At 29.7% G+C, this 2,747-nt stretch carries 3 protein-coding genes; all 3 read right to left on the bottom strand.

Translation table 11 applies throughout. The features are described 5' to 3' along the window. Positions 1 to 155: 155 nt before the first annotated feature. From BUB47_RS09785 to BUB47_RS09775, 3 genes are read right to left on the bottom strand one after another with little or no spacing between them, the layout of a single operon-like run. Positions 156 to 683 (bottom strand): LuxR C-terminal-related transcriptional regulator, encoded by a 528-nt coding sequence (locus BUB47_RS09785; RefSeq protein ID WP_083529223.1) that lies wholly within the window; start codon positions 681 to 683, stop codon positions 156 to 158. 10 nt (positions 684 to 693) lie between these two features. Next, positions 694 to 1,704, bottom strand: a complete 1,011-nt coding sequence (locus tag BUB47_RS09780; protein ID WP_073185812.1) for a LacI family DNA-binding transcriptional regulator — start codon at positions 1,702 to 1,704, stop codon at positions 694 to 696. Positions 1,705 to 1,717: 13 nt separating this feature from the next. Continuing rightward, positions 1,718 to 2,608: a diacylglycerol/lipid kinase family protein gene (locus BUB47_RS09775; RefSeq protein ID WP_073185811.1), complete on the bottom strand. Its 891-nt coding sequence runs from the start codon at positions 2,606 to 2,608 to the stop codon at positions 1,718 to 1,720. Positions 2,609 to 2,747: the final 139 nt, after the last annotated feature.

Raw genomic sequence — 2,747 nt, 5'->3', positions numbered from 1 at the left:
AGGTTGTTCGCTGCTTTAAAACAGCTTATTTATTATATTATGTCTACTCTTTAATGTCAACATCTTTTTTACTTTTTATTTAAAGTTTTTTCTCTTAATAAAAAATAAATTCATCAGCTTTTGCTGACTTAACTTAGTTTAACATTTCTTCTTTTTTATGTCAATATTATTTTATAAGTTTTTACTAAATCCGCTCTACTTTTTACTTCCAATATTTTATATAGCTCTGTAAGGTTGTTCTTTATTGTCTTTTCACTTAAAAATAATTCAGAAGCTATTTCTCTATTAGTTTTATTCTCCAATATTTTACTAACTAGTTGTTTATGTCTTGAGTTTAATTTATTTAGCTGTTCCTTAAACTTTAATAGTTTTTGTTCTTCTATTTCTATAGTACCTTGTGTATATATTTCATTTTTTACAGCCCTGTCTAAGGCTATTAATAGTTCTTCTCTATTGGCACTTCTAAGTAGTTTAATCTTTGCCTGTGAATATATGGCTACATTTAAATCCCTATATATTACTACTGAATAATCTCTAATGATATTGTCATCTGTAATTAGCAGGTCAGTTTTTCTAATCGTCTTATGATTTTTAACTTCTCTAACTATATACTTATCTTCTAATATCTTTTCTATTCCAGTTCTAAAGATTTCTTCTTCTATTTTTAAATATATTTTTTTCATTATATTTAGCTTAATCTATTTTCTTTACACTATCCCTTTTTAAAATTTCTACAGGTAATAGTATTCTCTCTTCAGAGAAGTTATCTTTATCTTCTATCTTTTTTAAAATCCTTCTTATTGCAACTGCCCCTATGTCATAGTATGGAATTCTCACAGTGGTGAGTTTAGGTCTATATATGTTTGTCATTGCAGTTCCGCCAAATCCCGTTACTGAAATATCATCTGGAATTTTCATTCCCCTATCAACTAAGTAATTCATTAAATGAAGGGCAATTTCATCTTGAGAGCAGAAAAATGCCGTTACACCATTTTTAATTGCACTGTCTATTTCATCTGAAATATCTAAAAAGCTTTTTTCATCAATTCCAAGAGTATAGATATTAGAGCTCTTTAAACTGTGTTCCTTCATCGCTGATTCATATCCATCTACTTTGTATTTTTCTTCTGTCCTATCTATATCTTTTCTTATAGCTAACGATGCTATTTTTTTATGTCCTTGTTCTATTAAATACTCAACCATATTAAAGCTGACCTCTTCATAGTTGATTCTAACTGTTAAATCTTCTTCTATATCGTAAAATCTATTTATATTTGCATATGGAATTCTTGATTCTTCAAGTCTATACATTAACTTTTGATTTAATGTTGAAGATATTATTATTGCCCCTTCGACTTGTTTTTGAAATAAAAGTTTTGCAAACTTTAATTCTAATTCAGGATCACCATAAGAGCTTAAAAGAATAATATCATAATTGTACATTCTTCCAATTTCTTCTACACCTCTTAATACGTAGCTTACGTACATACTTCCTATATCATCTACTATTACTCCTATTAAATTAGATTTTTTTGTAACTAAACTTCTAGCCACTTCATTAGGCCTGTAGTCCAGAACTTCAATTGCATGAAGCACTCTTCTTCTAGCTTCTGGACTAACAGGTTTCGAATCATTTATAACCCTTGAGACAGTTGATATAGATACGTCCGCCATCTTTGCCACATCTTTAATCGTTGCTACCATTTTTATCCTCCTCTTAATTTACTACTAAATTCAAAGCCTCTTCTAATATTTTAAATGTCATTGGTAAACTTCCGGCTTTTTCTCCATCAACATCAATTGCCACATCTTTATTTGCATCAAATGTAATTTCTTTAGTTTTTAAGTAAATTACTTTATCATGTCCTGTGTGTGAACCGTTTAATATAGATGGTAGAAGTACAGGGATATCGTACATCTCCAGTTCTTTTACTATTAATACATCTAAATATCCATCAAATACTTCTGCGTCCGGAGCTAAGTACTTAAACCCTCCAACTGAAGCTGAATTTGCTATAACAAACATTAGAACATCTTCTTTAGCAGATAGTTCTTTACAATTAATATCCGCCTTAATAATATTGGCATCCGGATTTCCCAGTTTTGCAAATTCTTTTACTCCTTCAATATAGTAGGCCATTCTACCAAGTAGAGTTTTTTTATCTTCAGGCACTTGATATGCTATATTTGTAAACATTCCACCTGCTGCTACATTTGCAAAAACTCTATCTCCCGCCATTCCAAGATCAACTTTTTTTACATTTTTCTTTTTTACCATCTCATAAAAACTTCTCACATTACTTGGGATTTTTAAAACATTGGCAAAATCATTTACTGTTCCTGCTTGAAAAATAGCAAGAGGAGTATCTCTATTGCTTTTATATATACCATTTACTACCTCATTTAAGGTTCCATCTCCTCCAACAGAAATAATTAGGTCTTCTCCTTCATCTTCTTGGGCGAAAAGCATGGCATCTCCTCTTTTTGAAGTAAATCTTAAATCTATTTTATATCCATCTGAACTCATTAAATTAATTAGTGCATTTATTTTATTTACAGCTTGTTCTTTTCCTGATTTAGGATTGGCAATAATTTTTATTTTTTCCATACCTACCTCCTACTCCTCTATTATACTAAAAAAATGTCAAAATATATAGGTTCATTGTCAAATGTTGGGGTAGGTTTTTTCCTACCTCAATTTTTATTCTAATTTTTTGTTTAAATTAACTGCAACACCACAAAATCCT

This window comes from Anaerosphaera aminiphila DSM 21120 (assembly GCF_900129925.1).
Lineage (GTDB): Bacteria > Bacillota > Clostridia > Tissierellales > Peptoniphilaceae > Anaerosphaera > Anaerosphaera aminiphila.
Note: the sequence above shows the minus strand (reverse complement) of the source record. Positions and strands in the feature narration are given on the sequence as shown.